Source organism: Amycolatopsis sp. CB00013, from assembly GCF_001905755.1.
Classification (GTDB): domain Bacteria; phylum Actinomycetota; class Actinomycetes; order Mycobacteriales; family Pseudonocardiaceae; genus Amycolatopsis; species Amycolatopsis japonica.
On record NZ_LIWC01000007.1, the window covers coordinates 276,464 to 292,760 of the forward strand.

At 66.5% G+C, this 16,297-nt stretch carries 17 protein-coding genes and 1 tRNA gene; 9 read left to right on the plus strand and 9 right to left on the minus strand.

The annotated features are described in order from the left end of the window. Positions 1 to 163 precede the first annotated feature (163 nt). Entirely contained in the window at positions 164 to 394 is a 231-nt protein-coding gene (locus tag AMK34_RS38185; RefSeq protein WP_073848610.1) for a hypothetical protein, read from the plus strand. A 547-nt stretch (positions 395 to 941) separates the two neighbouring features. Here AMK34_RS38185 and AMK34_RS42910 read toward each other — a convergent pair. Both AMK34_RS42910 and AMK34_RS38190 read right to left on the minus strand, forming a co-directional pair. Further along, on the minus strand, positions 942 to 3,218 hold the full coding sequence (locus AMK34_RS42910; protein WP_143202746.1) for a hypothetical protein: 2,277 nt from the start codon (positions 3,216 to 3,218) through the stop codon (positions 942 to 944). 249 nt (positions 3,219 to 3,467) lie between these two features. Then, positions 3,468 to 3,764: a hypothetical protein gene (locus AMK34_RS38190; protein ID WP_073848611.1), complete on the minus strand. Its 297-nt coding sequence runs from the start codon at positions 3,762 to 3,764 to the stop codon at positions 3,468 to 3,470. Between the two features lie 603 nt (positions 3,765 to 4,367). Here AMK34_RS38190 and AMK34_RS38195 point away from each other — a divergent pair. Further along, positions 4,368 to 4,580 carry a helix-turn-helix transcriptional regulator gene (locus tag AMK34_RS38195; protein WP_073848613.1) on the plus strand — a complete coding sequence of 71 codons (213 nt, stop codon included), beginning with the start codon at positions 4,368 to 4,370 and terminating at the stop codon, positions 4,578 to 4,580. Beyond that, a complete protein-coding gene (locus AMK34_RS38200) occupies positions 4,577 to 5,983 on the plus strand; it encodes a tyrosine-type recombinase/integrase (RefSeq protein WP_073848615.1) in 1,407 nt (468 codons plus the stop codon). The genes AMK34_RS38195 and AMK34_RS38200 overlap by 4 nt, the downstream gene beginning before the upstream one ends. A 155-nt stretch (positions 5,984 to 6,138) precedes the next feature. Here the strand turns inward: AMK34_RS38200 and AMK34_RS38205 are convergent. Then, positions 6,139 to 6,212 (minus strand) — tRNA-Leu (locus tag AMK34_RS38205). 172 nt (positions 6,213 to 6,384) lie between these two features. Between AMK34_RS38205 and AMK34_RS38210 the strand changes: the two genes are divergently transcribed. After that, entirely contained in the window at positions 6,385 to 6,996 is a 612-nt protein-coding gene (locus AMK34_RS38210; protein ID WP_005157321.1) for an ANTAR domain-containing response regulator, read from the plus strand. A gap of 33 nt (positions 6,997 to 7,029) precedes the next feature. Here the strand turns inward: AMK34_RS38210 and AMK34_RS38215 are convergent, their stop codons facing one another. Both AMK34_RS38215 and AMK34_RS38220 read right to left on the minus strand, forming a co-directional pair. Beyond that, a complete protein-coding gene (locus AMK34_RS38215; RefSeq protein WP_228695002.1) occupies positions 7,030 to 7,638 on the minus strand; it encodes a hypothetical protein in 609 nt (202 codons plus the stop codon). Positions 7,639 to 7,676: 38 nt separating this feature from the next. Continuing rightward, positions 7,677 to 8,075, minus strand: a complete 399-nt coding sequence (locus tag AMK34_RS38220) for a hypothetical protein (RefSeq protein WP_241832954.1) — start codon at positions 8,073 to 8,075, stop codon at positions 7,677 to 7,679. A gap of 71 nt (positions 8,076 to 8,146) precedes the next feature. Here AMK34_RS38220 and AMK34_RS38225 point away from each other — a divergent pair, with 71 nt between their 5' ends. After that, positions 8,147 to 9,004, plus strand: coding sequence for a hypothetical protein (locus tag AMK34_RS38225; protein WP_143202747.1), 858 nt, complete (start codon positions 8,147 to 8,149; stop codon positions 9,002 to 9,004). 33 nt (positions 9,005 to 9,037) lie between these two features. On the opposite strand, the gene AMK34_RS38230 is transcribed toward AMK34_RS38225, so the two are convergent. Further along, positions 9,038 to 10,222: a sigma-70 family RNA polymerase sigma factor gene (locus AMK34_RS38230; protein WP_338020572.1), complete on the minus strand. Its 1,185-nt coding sequence runs from the start codon at positions 10,220 to 10,222 to the stop codon at positions 9,038 to 9,040. Further along, entirely contained in the window at positions 10,219 to 10,509 is a 291-nt protein-coding gene (locus tag AMK34_RS38235; protein WP_073848621.1) for a hypothetical protein, read from the minus strand. The genes AMK34_RS38230 and AMK34_RS38235 overlap by 4 nt, the downstream gene beginning before the upstream one ends. Positions 10,510 to 10,604: 95 nt before the next feature. Between AMK34_RS38235 and AMK34_RS38240 the strand changes: the two genes are divergently transcribed. Then, positions 10,605 to 11,291, plus strand: coding sequence for a hypothetical protein (locus AMK34_RS38240; protein WP_073848623.1), 687 nt, complete (start codon positions 10,605 to 10,607; stop codon positions 11,289 to 11,291). A 22-nt stretch (positions 11,292 to 11,313) separates the two neighbouring features. Here AMK34_RS38240 and AMK34_RS38245 read toward each other — a convergent pair whose 3' ends face one another. Further along, positions 11,314 to 11,700, minus strand: coding sequence for a Dabb family protein (locus AMK34_RS38245; RefSeq protein ID WP_198941830.1), 387 nt, complete (start codon positions 11,698 to 11,700; stop codon positions 11,314 to 11,316). Positions 11,701 to 11,814: 114 nt separating this feature from the next. Between AMK34_RS38245 and AMK34_RS38250 the strand changes: the two genes are divergently transcribed. Next, positions 11,815 to 12,426, plus strand: a complete 612-nt coding sequence (locus AMK34_RS38250; protein ID WP_073848627.1) for a TetR/AcrR family transcriptional regulator — start codon at positions 11,815 to 11,817, stop codon at positions 12,424 to 12,426. Between the two features lie 12 nt (positions 12,427 to 12,438). On the opposite strand, the gene AMK34_RS38255 is transcribed toward AMK34_RS38250, so the two are convergent. Continuing rightward, on the minus strand, positions 12,439 to 13,422 hold the full coding sequence (locus AMK34_RS38255) for an Lrp/AsnC family transcriptional regulator (RefSeq protein ID WP_073848630.1): 984 nt from the start codon (positions 13,420 to 13,422) through the stop codon (positions 12,439 to 12,441). 159 nt (positions 13,423 to 13,581) lie between these two features. Here AMK34_RS38255 and AMK34_RS38260 point away from each other — a divergent pair, with 159 nt between their 5' ends. Further along, a complete protein-coding gene (locus AMK34_RS38260; RefSeq protein WP_143202762.1) occupies positions 13,582 to 15,090 on the plus strand; it encodes an AbgT family transporter in 1,509 nt (502 codons plus the stop codon). 51 nt (positions 15,091 to 15,141) lie between these two features. Continuing rightward, positions 15,142 to 16,236, plus strand: coding sequence for a M20 family metallopeptidase (locus AMK34_RS38265; RefSeq protein WP_073848632.1), 1,095 nt, complete (start codon positions 15,142 to 15,144; stop codon positions 16,234 to 16,236). The last annotated feature ends 61 nt before the right edge of the window (positions 16,237 to 16,297 follow it).

Consider the following 16,297-nt stretch of genomic DNA (forward strand, 5'->3'; position numbering starts at 1 on the left):
TTCAGAACCGCGTTCCAGTGGGCGGGCCTAGAGCCTCGCGTTCTATTGATGGGTAAGTCGAACATGGCGTGATCGAACCCCTGCCGCGCGGGATTCCGGAATGGCTCGTGGGGATGACAGCAAAACCGATCAGGAAACGATCAGACACCTGCAGGAGCAGGTAGTGGAGGCGAAGCGACAGCATCGGCTCGATCTCATCATCAAGAACGCGGAAATCGTGAAACTGGACAACCGGGTCGCCGCGCTTACCGGAACCGATGGCGAGTGCTCCACGGCCTGGGAGACGAAATCGAACCTGCCTCTCACCCGGTTCGACCAGCGGATGTGCCGGGCACAGCGGGGCTGGGACGGACCCACCGGCCTAGGCGTCCCGCGCGGTCTGCTCGCGTTCTGACCCGCCTTCGTGATGCAGGGGCCCCGACCGATCAGTCGCCACCGGGTTGGTTCGACGAGATGACCGCTAACGCGGACCCCGACGATCCACTCCTCGACGCGCTGAACCGAATCGCGGACGACGCGGATGCCGGCCCATCGAAGGTGGATCAAGCCAACCTGCGCCACGCCCCAGCTTGCTCGACCTGACACAGCTCACGGTCAAGGTGCACTACAACACCGACCAGGCGACCATCACAGCCAGACTGCCCGCCGACCCGGACTCGATCACGTCCATCGGCGATACCGCTGCGCAGCACAAGTGCGCAGGTGGCGCCGAATGTGCATCCTGCGAGTGCCCCCGGTGAGATTCGAACTCACACTGGACGGGTTTTGAATCCGGCCAGGAAATAGCACGCCACCCGCCTCGACGCTGAAACGCCCGGCGTTTCGGGGGCGAGGCGGGGGTGGAAGTCCACCTGGAGACCCTTCCGGAGTCACCGTCGAGAGGATCGTCAGCGCGTCTGCCTTATGTCGAGCGGCTGACGCAGGACGTCGAAACGATCAGATCAGGTTTTCCTGACGGCTCCAGTGAAACCGGCGACGAAGAGAGTCGCGAAAGCCCAGGCGAGCAGTCGCAAACCCCAGCCGACGAGGGTGAAGGCTTGGCCAGTGGCGGTGCGTGTGGTGTCACAGCGCGCTCGGGCGCCAGTGGAAACAAGTGGAGTGCCGAGGTCGAGACCGACACCTATGCGTTCAACCACTGTGCAGTTCACCGGGGCAGGATCCGGCGGTGTATGGACACGGGCCAGCGCACCATGGGAGCCGAGAACGACGCTCACGATGGCGGCGAGAGTGAAGGTTGCGAGCAGCCCGAGTAGCGCCCGCCAGGGCTGATAGCCGTAGCCAAGGACGACGCCGGTGAGACGTGCCCATGCTCGTTCGGCTCTGCCCGTGAGCGCACGGCGTTGGATCTGGTCCCGTCGCTGCTGGATTAGTACTCGACGTGCTTCTTGGTCGTGCCCCAGGGCGCGGTGCGCAGCCGCCAAGTACTGATACGGCTGAGCGGTATACTCCGGTGTCGCCTCGCGCAGTAACCGCAACCACGAATCCGCAGAGACAAGGCGGGGAAGCCCGGCATACATAAGGCCGTCGACCTCTAGTCGATTCTGCGTGCTTGAAGAATGTGTAATCCTCGTAATGTCAAGCCATATTTCTCCCCCGACGCGAGCATCTTCCAGATCGAGTACAACATATTCACCAGCCCCTTTTGCTGAGAACTCAACAGCTAGGAACAAGTCATGCTCGACCTGAATTCTTGTGGCATCGAGCGCTGAACTGGATGAGCTACTCAGCGTCGCCCTACTGCAATGCAACTGGCCGCCAATACGAGCGCCGGACAGTCGAACTGCTCCACCTTCTCCGGCACCAGTTGCCGAAAACCCGCCATCCAGGAATGCGCTCTGGTCAACCTGAAGACTTGTGGCGTCGAGCGCGGGACCGGACGAGTTACTTAGTGTCGCCTTATTGCAATTTAGCTGGCCCCCGATCCGGGCGCCGTACAACCGAACCGTTCCCCCTTTTCCGGTGCCAGTTGCCGCGAAGCCACCACGGAGTGACAGGCTCTGGCCAACCTTGAGATTTGCGGCGTTGAGGGCGGGACCGGACGAGTTACTTAGTGTCGCCTCACTGCAATATAGCTCGCCGCCAACCCGAGCAGAAAACAACCGGACCGTCCCCTTTTCCCCGGTGCCAGTCGCCGAGAACCCCTCAGACAAGAACATGCCCCGTTCGACATGAAGGCCCTCAGCATCGAGTGCTGGACCGGCAGGGTTGTTCAATGTTGCCCCGCGGAAATGCAGTTGACCTCCAATTCGAGCGACGTGCAGCCGAACCGCTCCCCAATCTCCGGTACCGGTTGCCGAGAACCCTTCATCCATATACACGTCCTGGTCGACTTGAAGTAGTATGGCATCGAGCGCGGACCCGTGAGATGAGCCCAGAGTCGCCCCACTGCAATGCAGTTGACCACCGATCCGAGCGGCATACAGTCGAACCGCTCCCCCCTCTCCAGTGCCAGTTGCCGAGAACCCCTCAGACAAGACCACGTCCTGGTCGACCTGGAGATTTGTGGCGCTGAGCGCTGGACCGGAGGGATTGTTCAACGTCGCTCCGACGCAAATCAGTTGACCCCCAACCTGAGCGCCGACCAGCCGAACCGCTCCCCAATCTCCGGTACCGGTTGCCGAGAACCCTTCACCCATAAGCACGTCCTGGTCAACCTTGAGATTTGTGGCGTCGAGGGCGGGACCGGACGAGTTACTTAGTGTCGCCTTATTGCAATTTAGCTGACTGCTGACCCGAGCGGCGTACAACCGGACCGCTCCACGTTTGTTGCTGGCGGTCACTGTTGTAGATTTCAGAGTGAGGTCGGCAACGGCCATCCCCGTAAAGTCTCCTGGAACCTCGGTGAGATGTTCGATCAAACAGCGGCTGACATCAAGGCTGACGAGGTGACTGTCGCGGGCAGTAATCCCTTCACTCAGAATGCAGCCGTCTAAGACGGTCACAACAGTGGAGGTCAAATTGTCCAAGTTCAAACGTCCTGCAATGCGAGCACCCCTGAGACGTAGACCCTGGGGATCCGGGTCTGGGGCGAGCCGTCCGCGCAGGATGTCACGCAGTACTTCCGCTCGGATCGTTCGCGAATCACCCCAAGTCCGCATTGCGTTCTCGTCCAACGACTCGTCGCCGGCCAAGTCCAAGAGGTCGCCACGTTCGACGTGCAGGACCAGGTCCTGCTCCACCTGCGTGAGCGAGCGGTGCCCAACAACATTTGCGCTCATGATTCGAAGGGTCGACCGCCAGCGGCACCGTGTTACTACGCAGGCACAGCGCTCGTTCATAGGGAAGCAACCGCAAAGCGTGGACCTGCATGTTTGTCGGCGTAAGACGCTCATACTGGCGCCACCTGCCTCCGGAGAGCAAAACCGCGTGCCAACTGCACGTACGCCCTAACCTGCGCATACGCCGAACGCGGAACGCCCGTCAACGGGGATTTGGGGACGCATTAGGGACGCGCGGCACCCTAGCGGTTAGCTGGAACGCGGCTTCAGCGCGTCCGCCAGGACCCATTGACGGTGCCAGGAGGCGCCCTCGCCGGGCGTACCGAGGGGGAAGGTGACGCATCCGACCCAATGCCCGGTGACCGTGACCGCCCACGTGCTCAGCGCCCCAGGCACGGTCCCGGTCAGATCGAGCCCGTCAGGGAGCGATCCGCGCGGGGCATCGACCGGGAAGACGCGACGAAGGTCGACCCACACGAGCTTGGGTGGCTCCACCGCGCGCACGTACGGTGCGCCGTCGTCACCAGACCTTGCCGAGTCGGACATGTGTTCGATTATGCATCCCGCGCCCCGGCGGCGAACTCCAGGCTGGTCTACCCGGGGACGACACCCCTGCAAACGCTGACAGGAAGGGGGGTCGTACTGAGCGTCACCAACGCGCATGCTGAAACGAAGCGCCAGCACGTGCTGACGACGAGACCCCTAGGAAACCCGGGAAACCGAACCTCCCGGCCGGGCCGTTTCCGCAGGTAAACGGCCTGCCCGGGAGGTGTCACGGGAGTGCACAAAACCTCGCACAGAACTTCTGTGCGCACACAAAACCTCGGTCGCCGCCTCACGGCCGAACTCGACCAGGCGTCACCGACAGTCACCAGACCGTCCCCGGGCTGAGTCCGACGACGCGGTCTCGGGGGTTCTGTGCGCACACACAAGTTCTGTGCACGGTTTTGTGTACGCGCCCAACTCACACCAGAAACACCCGATGACCTGCGTAGACCCGCCACCCCCGGAGGTTCTGAGGGTTTTGTGGGTTCTGTGCGCACCCCCGCCCAGTAACTCCCGCCATCGAACACACAAAGTCACGCCGTACCGGCCGCCGGACTACCGCTGGCGGGCCGGTTCGGCGTGCCTGAACGAAAGGCCATTTCGATGTCTCGGACACGCGATTCGAAACGCGCTGAGTGGCTCACCATCGCCGAAGTGCTCGACGAGCTAGGCGGCAATCTGGCCCGCTCCACGTTCAACGACTGGCGCGCAAAGAAGGTAGCGCCTAAGTGCATCAGGCTTCCCAACAACCAGATTCGCATTCGGCGTTCCGATTTTGAGAGCTGGATTGAGAGCCGCATCGAGGAGGCCGCATGAGCGAAACCAGTTACGACGTCAAGATCTGGAATATCGAGACGCGGCGTGGGAAGACGAAGACCTCCTATCGCGTGGTGTGGTTCGTCGCCGGGCAACGCTTCGACGAGAAGCTGGACACCTACGCACACGCCGAAAGCGTCCGCTCGGATCTCGTGGCCGCCGCTCGACGCGGTGAAGCGTTCCATTGCACACGAGGTCTGCCCGTGTCGATGCTGCGCAATGAGGCGGACATGCCGTTCTTCGCGTTCGCGTGCAAGTACATCGACATGAAGTGGCCGCGCGCGGCGGCGAAGTCACGTGCGGGTAATGCCGATGCGCTGGCGTCGGCATTACCCGCCATGCTCCGGACCACACGGGGGAAGCCCGATGACAAGGTGCTCCGCCGCGCGCTCACCGGATGGGCGTTCAACGTGAAAAGGCGTGATGACGTCAAGCCACCGGAGATTGAGGACGCGCTCAAGTGGGTGGCCGTGAACACGCTGCCGACGTCACGGCTGAGTGATCTGGCGAAGCTGCGCGAAGTCCTGGACCAAATTTCGTTGAAGCTCGACGGGAAGCAGGCCGCGGCCAAGACTGTGGGCCGGAAACGCGCGGTCATTCACAACATGCTGGAGTACGCGGACGAGTTGAAACTGGTGACGGCGAACCGTCTGTCCGAGGTCAAATGGAAAGCCCCGAAGACCGTGCGGGCGATCGACAAGCGCGTGGTCATCAATCCCGGCCAGGCGCGGAAGCTGCTGGCGGCGGTCGCGGCACAGAAGGTCGACACAGCACCGCGGCGCTCGTCCGGCCCGATGCTCAAGGCGTTCTTCGCGGTCATGTACTACGCGGCGCTCCGGCCGGAAGAGGCCGCCATGCTGTCCAAACAGGATCTCCAGCTTCCAGAGCGCGGATGGGGCGAACTCCTCCTGTCCGAGACGGCGCCGATCGCCGGTGCCGCGTGGACCGACTCCGGTGGCCGGCGTGACCGTCGGCAGCTCAAGCAACGTGCGCGAGGCGAGGTTCGCACCGTGCCGTCACCTCCGCCGCTCACCGCGATCCTCCACGCGCACCTGACGGAGCACGGAGTCGCGGCCGACGGACGGCTGTTCCGGAACCTCGTCGGCGGCGAGCTCGCTGAGTCGACGATCGCGAGGGTCTGGGACAACGCCCGCCGCGCGGTGCTCACCAAGGCCGAATACGCCTCGCCGCTGGGCAGGCGGCCATACGACCTCCGGCACGCCTGCGTCTCCACGTGGCTGGCGGGCGGCGTCCCATCCACCCAGTGCGCCGAATGGGCCGGGCACTCGGTCGCGGTGCTGCACCAGATCTACGCCGCGGTGATCGCCGGGCTGGAATCCGCCGCCCACCAGCGGATCGAGCAAGCCCTGGGCTGGACGGAGGGCATGGACGAGGACCAGTGACGCCGCCTGATGCCGCGTACCGCGAAATTTGGGGGCGTAATGGGGGTGGCCACCCGTAGGACACCGGTTTCAACCGGCCGCAGCCGGACAACACGACACCGGCCCCTCACCTGATTTTGCCTGGTGAGGGGCCGGTTTCCGCTGGTCGCTCTGCGTGCCCCCGGTGAGATTCGAACTCACACTGGACGGGTTTTGAATCCGTTGCCTCTGCCAGTTGGGCTACGGGGGCCGTGCCCGGTGAACTTTACGGGATCACGGGTGCGCGCTTTCCGCCGGGCCCGGGAGTGTGACGACCGTCTGACGTGGTGAACGCCATCTAGCCGTCTGGATCGTTCCCGGTAGGCTTCAGGTTCGCGGACAGACCGCGAGCCGAATGCCCGACGACCTTCAGGAGGACCCCGGTGACCGAGCAGGCTGCCGAGGCCAATGGTGCCGTCGCCGCACCCCAGCGGCGGGTGCTCGTGGCCGAAGACGAGGCCCTCATCCGTCTGGACCTCGTCGAGATGCTCCGCGAAGAGGGCTACGAGGTGGTCGGTGAGGCCGGGGATGGCGAGCAGGCCATCAACCTGGCCACCGAATTGAAGCCCGATCTGGTGATCCTCGACGTCAAGATGCCGAAGCTCGACGGTATCGAGGCCGCTTCCAAGATCACCGGCGACCGGATCGCGCCGGTCGTCATCCTGACCGCATTCAGCCAGCGCGACCTCGTCGAGCGGGCCAGGGACGCGGGCACGATGGCGTATCTGGTCAAGCCGTTCGCCAAGCGCGACCTGGTGCCCGCCATCGAGCTGGCCGTGAGCCGGTTCGCCGAGCTGCAGGCGCTCGAATCCGAGGTCGCGGGCCTCACGGACCGGCTCGAGACGCGCAAGGTCATCGACCGCGCGAAGGGTCTGTTGATGAGCCGTCAGGGGCTTACCGAGCCGGACGCGTTCCGGTGGATACAGCGCACCGCGATGGACCGCCGGACCACGATGAAGGCGGTCGCCGAGGCCGTCGTCGAGAGCATCGGCTGACGAACCCGCGAAAAGGGCCACTCCCGCTTCGACTCAGGGCGGCGTCGGGAGGTCCAGTGCGCGGGCCAGGGCCGCGACAGTCGCGACGGCATGCCGGTGCAGGTTCTTCTCGGCCCAAGCGGCCGCCAGCGCGAGGAAGCCGGCGAGGTCGTGCTCGGCTCCCGCAAGGAGCTGCCGGAGATCGGCGGCAGGCAACTCGATCACCGGGCAGGCGCTTTGTTCGGCGTCGACGGTCAGCCGTACGACATCACCGTGACGTTCGGCGAGGGGATCGGGATCGTGTCCGAAGCCGACCTGGCCATCGCCCTCGATGACCTGGTGCCACTCGCGCCAGTCCTCCAGACCGTTGCAACAACCCGGCATGAACACCACGCCGGTGGAGCTGTCTGTCACGCGAAACCCGCCGGCCGCGAAAAGGGTGTCAAGCATGAGTAGGCCGTGCAGGAACGACCCCAGCGGGTCGGCGGGGCGGACGCCGTCCGCTGGGTCGAGGTCGTTGCAGGCGACGATGTTCATCACCGCTGTACCAACTTCAAGAGGCGTGAGTTCGCCGTTGAGCGGCATATACCCGAACGATTCGGTCTCGGCGACAGGCCAAAGGGCGAAGCCGTTGGTCGCGCGGACCTCCAGAACGGGCTGCATGGTGATCACCCAGGGAGTATCGCGCATGTTCGGCCGGGCTACGCGTCGTCGTCCGGCCGGTCTTCGAGAATCCGATCGTCCTGGTGCGCGCCGTGGAACCGGGTCTGACGCGCCATGACCTCGCGCATCGTGGTCTCCCTCGGGACGCCGTAGACGACCTCCGGGAATTCCAAGGTGCGTTGTCGTTCCCAGAGTTCGTCGTGCCGGTCCGGCGAGAACAGCGACGCGCCTGTCGCCACGAACACCTCGTCCTCGATGGTGGCACCGTTGACATGCGAGTGCGGACCGAACAGCACCGCGGACGGGGTGGGAACCCCGACACCTCCCGTCGAGGCGTGAGTTCCCCGGACCTGGCCCGGCTCGAACGGGCTGCCACCCCCACCATGCGACGGGCAGGACGCACCCTTACCGGGTAGATGCGCCTTGGGCAGGCTCATCGTGATGGTAGGCCGGAGCCACCTGCCGCAGCGACGGATTTTCCCGTGAGCCGAGGGAATCCTCCGCTGCGGTGCGTTCCGCTCGCGAGGCGGATCGGCTATTCTCCGGGGTAGGAGAGCCGGGAAGACTGGTCGGCACATTTTTCGTCGACCGCAAGGAAGTTCCCATGGCCGCTCAACCTTCACTGCCGATGCTCCTGGACCGGCGACGGATGTCCTACCTGGCGACCATGAGTGGGGCCGTGCTTTCCTTTGCCGCCGGCGTCATGCTTCACGTCGTGGTCATGGCGGTCGCGCTCCTCGCGGCCGGGATCGCGTTCGTCATCGCTCTCCGGTACGGCAGCAAAGTCCGCAGGTTCCCGGTCGAAACCTGGCTTCCCACGGAAACGGGCGTTGCACAGGAGCCCGGGCTCGAGGTGCAGCCGCAGCGCTTTCGCACCATGAGCCTCCTCGCCATCCCGCTGTCCGGCTTCTGTGTCGTGACGTTCGGTCTCGTGGTTTGGCTTTCGATGGCGACCCGTTCACCGGCACCAGCGATCATCCTCGGCATCCCGCTCGCCTTCGGGAGCGTGGGCGGTTCGACCGCCTTGGTCGGCTGGAACAGACGAGCCAGATCGGTGCGGAAAACCGGCTGGCACAAAGCGAAAGTCGTCGACATCGAAGTCTTCGAAGGACGTGCGGCGCCACTGCCGGTGATCTCGATCGGCTTCGAAGACGGCAGCACGATCCGCCTCCGTACCATCATGTCGACCTACGGCGCCGCGTATCAGGCGGGCCGCCGCAACGTCGAGGCGTGGGTCGGCGGCGAAGACACCGCCATGGTGGTCTTGTTCGAACACGGCCGCTTCCGAAAAGGCCTCTATCCGGTACCGGTGAAGGCCATCGGTCCGCGTACAACGTCGCAGAGTTCGGCGCCCGTCTTCATGTGAACGAACCACTCCGGGTGGCAGAGCGGGAGTCGATCATCGGGGCGGCGGCGGGGTCGGGGACGGTCCCAGCGGTGGAACGGGGGCGCGTTTCGGAGGCGGTGTGGTGGACGGGACGGAGGCGACGGTGGGCAGGGGCACAGGAGCCGGGGCGGGTGATGCGGGAGCCGGCAGGGCGGGAGCGGAGACAGTGGTCGGGGTGAGTACCGGCAGGGGCGGTTCGGCCGGTTGGCCGGCCGCGCTGAGTGCCACGACGACGGCGATCCCCACCACCGTGGCGGATCCGGCGGCGGTTCGGAACTGGCGGGAAATCCCGGCCGGGTCCGCCATGCTCGCGGCCGAACCGGCGGTGCCGGCCGCCGCTGTGGCGCCGGCGGCGGTGGCGGCCGTAGCCGCCTTGGCGCTCGCCGTCGCGAGGTATCCGAGTGCCGCGCCGCCCAGGACGATCGGTGCGATGATCCCGCGCAGCCCCGTGTTGACGTCGCTGAGTTCGGCCGCGAGAGTGCGGCACGCTTCGCATTCGTCGAGATGATGTTCGACCTGAACGCGGGCTTTCTTGGCCAGCCCGTCACGGGCCCAGGCACCGAGCAAACCGGCCGTGGTCTGGCATGCGGGGGCCAGGTTCTCCTGCAAATGGACCTCGAGAAAAGCCTGGCGCAGCCCTTCGCGCGCCCGGTAGGCCATCGCCGAGACGCCGTTCGGGGTGAGTCCCAGCAGGGGGGCGACCTCGGCGGGAGTCTGTCCCTCGATCTCGATGTGCCACAGCACGTCCTGCCATCGCTCCGGCAGGCGGGCGAACGCCCGGGCGGCGAGTGTGCGTTCGAGTCCGGCGACGGCGGCGTCGGCGAGGGGGACCGCGAGCGTGTCGACGGCGACGGATTCCATGTCTTCGGTAGGCGTGACCCGCCGATTCCGGCGTGTGTGGTCGTAGGCGGTGTGACGCAGAGCAGTCAGCAGATAGGCCCGGAAGGCGGCATCCGGGCCCTTGCCCTGCCGGAGGGTGTCCAGCACCTTCGCGAAGGCGTCGGAGACGAGGTCTTCGGCCTCGGAATCGGACCGCGCGAGCTGGCGGGCGAGGTTGCTCGCCGCGCCGGAATGCCGCTCGTACAGTTGCCCGTAGTCTTCGATTCGCCCGGCGCGGACCGCTTTGATGAGTTCGGTGTCGCTGCGCACGGCGTCCTCCGTCGACATGCGATGCCGACGTCCGTGCGGGCCGGTCATGACGGACTCCGGTCGAGACTTCCCCGATCGGATGCGGCACGACGGCGGCGCACCGCCCGGACGCCCACCAATGCCATCCCGATCCAGGGTGCGATGCCCGCGGCGATCCGCAGCGGCGAAGCCGACTTCGGCACCTGGCCGAACAGCACGACGCAGGCCGCGGTCAGCACGGCGACGAGGCACAGGCCGATGAGCGCCAAGCACCGGATAAGGCGGATGAGCCGGGCCACGCCGTCGTCGGTACTGGCGTCGGCGCCGAAGATCCGCGCGAACACGCTGTCCGCCATCGGCAGTTCCTCCCAAGCACTGCGGAGCCCGAGTCGGCTCCGCTCACCCGAAGAGAGGACTGACCGCCGGAAAAGCGTCATGGTTTATTGACACGATGAACCCGGCGCCGACGTGGCCGTGGCCGTCACCGGCCCTGCCGATGTGGGAGGTCGGCGGCAGCTGGCCGAAGCTGAGGGCGACCGTGACGTGGATGTGGGCGTCGTCGGCCGAGCCCGCCGGCGCGCGGGTACTCGAGACGTTGTTCCACCTCGATGTCCTGAGCGACGCGTTCCACCTGCACCGGTGTGAACAGGTCGCCGAAGAGCGTTCGCTGGGACGCAGCTGGGGAGAGATCACCGAGAGCCTGAACCGGCTCAACTCCAGCGACCTCTGGCCCCGGCTCTCCCGTCAGGCCACCCACCAGTTCTTCCACCACAGTCCGCGGCGCCTTCGGCCGGACGCGGCGTCGGTGCTCTCCGGGCCCTTGCGCGAACAGCTGATCTCCACGTGCGGTTCGTTGTGCATTCCCGGAGCCAGGCAGATCCTGTCGGAGGAGAAGACGATCCTGGTCTCCGAAGCCCGGGTCCGAGGCTGCACCTGGGAGCAGATCGGAGAGGCGCTCGCGTGCACCAGGCAATGCGCTCAGCGGACCTACCGTGATCGACGGCCCGACCCGTTCCTGCTCCGCGCCGACGTCGACACCATCGTCGAGCGCGCGCTGGTCCTTCATCGAGCGGGCTCCGGATTCTCCGGAGAGCCTTCCCGGGCATTGGCGCATTTCGCGAAGCACTTGCTCGAGTAGCCCGACGGCCGGTTCTCCTCGGTCAGCCGAAGCGGACTTCGGGGATCGCCGTCATCAGCCGTTCCCACTCGGGATATTCGGCGAGTTTGCCTTGATAGACGGCGGTGATCTTCGCGGCCAGCTCCGGATCGGGGTCGTCGGAAACGGCGAGCCCGACGTGCAGTTTGGCGTAGTGCGGGAGGATCTCCGGGTCTCCGGCCAGATGGACGGGGTCGTACATGTAGCGCTCGAACGCGCCGAGGTCGGCCAGGCCGAAGGAATAGCCGTGGGTGTAGCCCTCGGCCGGATCGCCGAGAAGCCTGCCGACCGTGGAGAACGCCACCGACTCCACCGCCGCGGTCCGGCGGATCAACGCCAAGGCGCGGGTCTTCTGTTCCTCTGTGCTGTCTTCGCGGAACGCGAAGCGCATGAACTGGACGATCAAGACTGCCTCCCGTAGATTGAACCAATGAGTTCAACGTAGTGAACTGACAGGTTCATGCGCAACGCAGGATGCCGAAGGCCCGGTGGATAGGATCGTGTCGTGACGAAGGCGACGGTCGGCAAACGCCAAGCGATCTTGGACGCGGCCTTCACGGTCTTCGCGCGCCACGGGTACGCCCGGGCATCCGTCCAGGAGATCGCGGACGAGGCGAAGGCCGCGAAACCCACTGTCTACAACCATTTCGGCGACAAGGAAGCGTTGTTCCGCGGTGCCATGGCGGCGACGGCCGACAGCGTCGCCGCCGACACGCTCGACGCCATCGAGCCGCTCCGCGACGCGGGGGCCGATGTTCGCGCGACACTGCGGACCGCGGCTTCCCGGCTGCTGCGGATCTGCTCCGGCGAGCGTTCGCACGCGCTCCGGTCGCTGGCGTACGCCGAGCTCGCCGCGTTTCCCGAGCTGGCGGTCACCATGCAGGAGCGCACGTCGGTGCACCTGACGGAGGCCTTGGCCGACCGGTTCGCCCGCCTCGCCCTTTCCGGCGCTCTTCGCTCCTGCGACCCGGCCAGGGCCGCCGAGCAGTTCCTCGCTCTGCTGATCGGGCCGCTGGAGTCCCGTTCGCGGCTGGGCGCTCGCGCTCTCCCGGCGGCTGAACTCGAAGGTATAGCGGAGTCGGCCGTCGATACCTTCGTGCGCGCGTACGGTCCGTAGCGCCGGGGAGTTTCAGGTGCGGTCCGGGGCGAATCTGCCGTCCTCCCGGTAAAGCCAGTACCGGCGCAGCATGCGCAACACCACGGAGACCTGCAGCGCGGTGATCCCGGGCAAGGGCGCGAGATCCCTGGTGAGGAAGTCGGCCATCTCGTCCTCGTTGCGGAACACGCCCTGGTGGATGACCGAAGCGGTGCCGGCGACGATCGACACGTACCGCGCCGACGGATGCCGCGCCAGTTCCCCGGCCACGGCCTGGATGGCGCCCGGCGTGATGGTCAGCGCGATGACCGCCTCCAGTTCGTAGCCGAGCTGCGCGGGTTCCACCTCGACGCGGGGCCGGACGACGCCGCGCCGCAACGTCGATTGGATCAGCCGGTAGGCGGTGGACTGGCTGAGGCCGAGGCTCCGGCCCGCTTCGGCCGCGGTGATCCGCCCGTTCCCGGCCAGCAGCCCGATGAGCCGTCGCTCGTCCGGGCCCACGTCGCCGGCGTCGAAGCCGTCCGGGACGACCTGTTCGCGGGACAAGATCTTCTGCTGGTCTTCGCTCAGCCGGTGCAGACGCCAGGAGTCGGCCCTCGTCAGTGCCCGCAGCACCAGCTCCGAATGGGTTCCCGCCACGCCCGGCACACCGGGGATGCGCTCGGCGAGCAGTTCGCGCGCCTCGGCCCGGTCCGGAACGTGCACGGCCAGGTAGACGTCCGACCGGCCCGCCGTCTCCGCCGCCAGCTGGACCTCGGGAAACCGGGCGAGCGCCTTCGCCGCCGAACCGGACGCTCCCGGTTCGGTCGTGACCCAGACGTGGCGCGGGTTCCCGCGAGCCCTCGCCGTCCACTCGACCTGGCCGATCACCCGGAGGATCCGCTGTTCCTCGAGGCGGACCAGCCGCCGTCCCACCGTGCTGGCGGAGACGTCGAGCGCCTCGGCGAGCGTGGCGACCGAGGCGCGCGGGGCGATCTGCAGCGCCGCGATCAGGTCGAGGTCGGGTTCGGTCAGCACGTAGTGAATGTATCAGTCACTCAAGCATCATGCGTGACTGATCCGTGCATAATTCGATTCGAGGTTGCACTATTCGTTCGCTTGAGTTTGTAATGGGCCTCCGATCAGGAAGGAGCCGCGCCGGTGAGTTCCAGCCAGGCCAGAACGACCTCACGTCCGATGAATCTCCTGTTGCGCGCGCTCGACGGCGTCGAGCGGCTCGGCAACAAGCTGCCGCATCCGTTCTGGCTCTTCGTCATCTTGAGCGCGGTGCTGGCACTGGCCAGCTGGGCGCTCAGCGCGGCCGGCGTGTCGGCGGTGAACCCGGCGACGGGCAAGACGGTCGAGGCGAAGAACCTGTTGTCCGCCGACGGTGTGCGGATGATGGTGACCGACGCGGTCAAGAGCTACACGTCGTTCCCGCCGCTGGGCACGATCCTCGTGGTGATGCTCGGCGTGGCGGTCGCCGAGCGGTCCGGTCTGCTCGCGGCCGTGCTCCGGTCCGGCGTTTCGAAGGTCTCACCGCGGTGGGTGACCTTCGCGCTGGCGTTCACCGGAATGGTGTCCCACGTCGCGTCCGACGCCGCCTACGTGGTGCTGATCCCGTTGGGGGCCTTGGCTTTCCGTGCGGTGGGGCGGAGCCCGATCCTGGGTATCGTGGTCGCGTTCGTGTCCATCTCCGCCGGGTACGACGCGAGCCCGCTGATCACGCCGACCGACGCCATCCTGTCCGGGCTGACCACGGCGGCGGCGCAGACGATCGATCCGGCCTACTCGGTCACTCCGCTGGCCAACTACTTCTTCTCGCTCGCCTCGTCGGTCGTGCTGGCCGCCGTGATCACGCTCGTGACGGAGAAGGTCCTCGCGCGGCGCGCCGAAGCGATGCCCGTCGACGACGACGCGGAAGAGGACGATCTCGGCTCGCTCCGGCTCAGCCGCCAGGAACGACGGGGCCTGCTCGCCGCGCTCATCGCGCTGGGCGTCTTCGTGGTCGCACTGGTGCTGGCGGTGCTGCCCGCGTCGTCGCCCTTGCGCGGCAAGGGCGGAAGCATCATCGAGTCACCGTTGCTGACGTCCATCTCGATCTTCCTCGCGCTCGGCTTCCTGGCCGCGGGCTGGGCCTACGGCAAGGTCGCCGGGACCGTGACCAGCAGCCGCGACATCCCCGGGTTCATGGCCCACGGCTTCCGTGAGATGGCACCGATCCTGGTGCTGTTCTTCGCCATCTCCCAGTTCCTGGCCTACTTCAAATGGACCGGCATCGGCGAGATCACCGCGATCAACGGCGCCGGCCTGCTCAAAACCGCCGGGGTCTCCGGACCGGTCGTCATGCTGGGCATCCTCGTCGTGGTGACCCTGGTGAACCTGATCGTCACCAGCGGCTCCGCCCAGTGGGCGCTGATCGGCCCGGTGTTCGTGCCGATGCTGATGCTGCTGGACATCCCGCCGGAGACCACGCAGGCGCTGTACCGCATCGCGGATTCGTGCACGAACGCGATCACCCCGATGAGCCCGTACTTCGTGATGGCACTGGGTTTCCTGCAGCGTTACCGGCGTTCGGCGGGGATCGGCACGCTGTTCTCGATGACGGTCCCGCTCTCGTTCGCCCTGCTGGTGGTGTGGACGTTGCTGTTCTTCGTGTTCTGGGTGTTCGGCATCCCGCTCGGCCCCGGCGCCCCCGTTCGCTAGGAAGGGATTCTCTTGTCATATAAGGATTGGTCCCGGCAGGCACTGCCCGCCATGCTCGACGATCTCCGGAGCATCGTCGAACTGGAGACGCACAGCTACGACAAACCGATGCTGGACGAAGGCCTCGACACCATCCGGGCGTGGGTCTTCGACCGTCTCGGCGCACCCGGCACCGAGGCCCGCCACACCGACACGGTCCGGGGCGACGTGCTCGAACTGGGCTATGCGGGGACGGCGCCGGGAACGGTACTGCTGCTGAGTCATTACGACACCGTCTGGCCGACGGGCACGCTCGCCGGATGGCCGTACACCGACGAGGACGGCCGCGTCACCGGGCCGGGCGCGTTCGACATGAAACTCGGCCTGGTGCAATCGGTCTGGGCCCTGCGAGGGCTCCGTGAACTCGGCCTTCCGCATCCGTCGGTCAAGTTCCTCTTCAACGGCGACGAGGAGATCGGCAGCCCCCACTCGCGGCCGTACATCGAAGCGGCCAGTGAAGGCGCGCTGGCCACCCTCGTCTTCGAGGCGTCGCTGGACGGCAAGCTGAAGACCGCGCGCAAGGGGGTCGGCCTGTTCGACGTGACCGCCACCGGCGTCGAAGCGCACGCGGGCCTGGACCCGTACGCGGGAGCGAGCGCGATCCACGCCCTCGCCGGGATCGTCGGACAGCTGGCGTCCGCGGGCTCGCGCGAACTCGGGACCACCGTCAACGTCGGCACCATTTCCGGTGGTACCGGTCGGAACGTCACCGCGGGCGGCGCCGGCTGCGGCGTCGACGTCCGTGTCGCCGAACCGTCCGAAATGGACCGGATCGACAAGGTGTTCGCCGGCCTGGAAGCCGCCGATCCCCGCGTGGGCATCTCGGTCGAAGGGGAGTGGAACCGGCCGCCGATGACCCCGAACGACCCGTCGCGGGCGCTGTTCGCGACCGCGCGGAAGGTGGCCGCCGACGAAGGCTGGGAGCTGGAGGAGACCGCGGTGGGAGGGGCGAGCGACGGCAACTTCGTGTCGGCGCTGGGCCGCCCGGTGCTCGACGGTCTCGGCGCCGTCGGCGGCGGTGCCCACGCACGCGACGAGCACATCCTCGTGAAGCACATCCCGGAGCGGACGGCGCTGGTGATCGGCCTGATCGCGGCACTCGTCTGACGAGCGGGGCGATTCGACGTTTCGACGACCGCCGGACGTGGTAGCCCATCTGGTGTCAAGG

Coding starts and splice junctions, on each gene's coding strand:
- AMK34_RS42910 (WP_143202746.1), bottom strand. CDS start 3,218: ATGAGCGCAAATGTTGTTGGGCACCGCTCGCTCACGCAGGTGGAGCAG.
- AMK34_RS38190 (WP_073848611.1), bottom strand. CDS start 3,764: ATGTCCGACTCGGCAAGGTCTGGTGACGACGGCGCACCGTACGTGCGC.
- AMK34_RS38195 (WP_073848613.1), top strand. CDS start 4,368: ATGTCTCGGACACGCGATTCGAAACGCGCTGAGTGGCTCACCATCGCC.
- AMK34_RS38200 (WP_073848615.1), top strand. CDS start 4,577: ATGAGCGAAACCAGTTACGACGTCAAGATCTGGAATATCGAGACGCGG.
- AMK34_RS38215 (WP_228695002.1), bottom strand. CDS start 7,638: ATGCAGCCCGTTCTGGAGGTCCGCGCGACCAACGGCTTCGCCCTTTGG.
- AMK34_RS38220 (WP_241832954.1), bottom strand. CDS start 8,075: ATGAGCCTGCCCAAGGCGCATCTACCCGGTAAGGGTGCGTCCTGCCCG.
- AMK34_RS38230 (WP_338020572.1), bottom strand. CDS start 10,222: ATGACCGGCCCGCACGGACGTCGGCATCGCATGTCGACGGAGGACGCC.
- AMK34_RS38235 (WP_073848621.1), bottom strand. CDS start 10,509: ATGGCGGACAGCGTGTTCGCGCGGATCTTCGGCGCCGACGCCAGTACC.
- AMK34_RS38240 (WP_073848623.1), top strand. CDS start 10,605: ATGAACCCGGCGCCGACGTGGCCGTGGCCGTCACCGGCCCTGCCGATG.
- AMK34_RS38245 (WP_198941830.1), bottom strand. CDS start 11,700: ATGCGCTTCGCGTTCCGCGAAGACAGCACAGAGGAACAGAAGACCCGC.
- AMK34_RS38260 (WP_143202762.1), top strand. CDS start 13,582: ATGAATCTCCTGTTGCGCGCGCTCGACGGCGTCGAGCGGCTCGGCAAC.
- AMK34_RS38265 (WP_073848632.1), top strand. CDS start 15,142: ATGCTCGACGATCTCCGGAGCATCGTCGAACTGGAGACGCACAGCTAC.